Source organism: Rhodosalinus sp. FB01 (genome assembly GCF_041365715.1).
Taxonomy (GTDB): domain Bacteria; phylum Pseudomonadota; class Alphaproteobacteria; order Rhodobacterales; family Rhodobacteraceae; genus Rhodosalinus.
Genome location: NZ_JBGFSH010000007.1, coordinates 1 through 1634 on the forward strand (window position 1 = coordinate 1; position 1634 = coordinate 1634).

Consider the following 1634-nt stretch of genomic DNA (forward strand, 5'->3'; position numbering starts at 1 on the left):
AACCTCGGTCAAAAGCCGATTTGTGCAACAGAGCCGGTCCTATAAGTCGAGGGTGTAGGTCTGTTCTTGTACCCCAGGCATCACACTGGAGTCACAAGATGAATCCCCCACAAGTTTTGTGCAACAAGTCCATGAAATGGGACAAAATACCAAGACCGAATATTGCCTTGCTCGACCTTCGGCCTTACCATCTCAAAAAATCATGTAAACGCGATGACGAAGATGGCTTCCAACAACGAACTGATGGGGATGCGATTTCGTCATCGCCAAGTGACGGCGCGCGCCAAGTGTGGCACTCGAGCGTTGCGCGCGCCTCCTATCTATCGCAAAAACGGGGGCCATCATACCTGTATCTTGGCCAGCAAACCAAGCGACGTCTATCAAAGTATTTCGGTCACCTCATGACCAAACCTATGCCTTTTGGCGAGAATACTCGAGGCTTGCTGAAGTCGATGGTTGTTATCGCATCGGCTCAGTTTCTCTCCATCTTCATTCGCGTCATAAAAGCCAAGTTTGTCGCAGTGACGCTTGGCCCATCGGGCACCGGGTTGCTATCCGTATTTTCCAATCTTCAGATGCTGGGCAGCCAAGCCGCGGGATTGGGGCTGCCACAGAGCGGGGTGCGGGAATTGGCTTCCTCGCGCGGAGATACCGAAATCCTTGGACGCCTGCGACAAGTCCTCGTGGTTGCGCTTGCCGTCCAAGGCGGGATTGCGATGGTATTGATCTGGATCCTCCGGGAGGAGTTATCACTTTGGCTATTGGGCGACACACGGCAGGCGACCGAAATTGGACTGGTCGGTGTTGCAGTTCTGTTGATACTGTTGTCCTCTTCCCAGCAAACACTTCTCCAGGGGTTGCGTCGGATTAGCGATCTCGGTCGCGTCATGGTACTGGGTACGCTTCTGGGTTCGGTCTGCGGCATCACAGCCGTGTGGATCTTGGGCAGCGATGGCCTAATCTGGTTCCTGTTGGCCGAACCAATAGGTGCGCTTTTGGTCGGAGCGATCTATGTTCGTCGCTTACAAATCACACGCTTGAAATGGCCCTCAATTACTGAGATCTGCCAGCATTGGCAGCCGATGGTTCGGCTTGGCGTGGCGTTCATGCTTGGTGGATTACTGATCACAGCCACGCTTCTTCTTGTTCGAACCATGATCACGCGGGAAATTGGTCTCGATGCCGCAGGTCAGTTCGCTGCTGCATGGACGATCACGATGACCTATATCGGCTTCCTGCTGCAGTCGATGGGTGCCGACTATTTTCCGCGCTTAAGCGAGGTCAACAAAGATCTTGAGGCCACGAACCACCTCATGAACGATCAACTGCAACTAGTGCTGGCGCTAGGCGGGCCAATCCTCATTTTGATGATCGGTTTGGCCCCCGTATTGATACCCATACTCTACTCGGCCGAGTTCACATCTGCCGTACCAGTACTGCAGTGGCAAATGCTCGGGAATGTTTTCAAGCTGGCGGAATGGACTATCGGATTCTCTCTCGTCGCAGCCGGACGATCAGGTGCCTTCCTTTATCTGCAAGTACAGTTCAGCATCATATTTCTGGTGTGCGTATGGCTCGGATTGCCTTCTATGGGTTTGGACGCTACTGGGTACGCATTCGGAATTGCGTACGCT

The 1634-nt window shown here is 53.3% G+C and carries 1 protein-coding gene; it reads left to right on the top strand.

All coding sequences use genetic code 11. The annotated features are described in order from the left end of the window. Positions 1-98: 98 nt before the first annotated feature. On the top strand, positions 99-1634 hold a 1536-nt coding region (locus AB6A65_RS11285), incomplete at its 3' end, for an O-antigen translocase (RefSeq protein WP_371038486.1).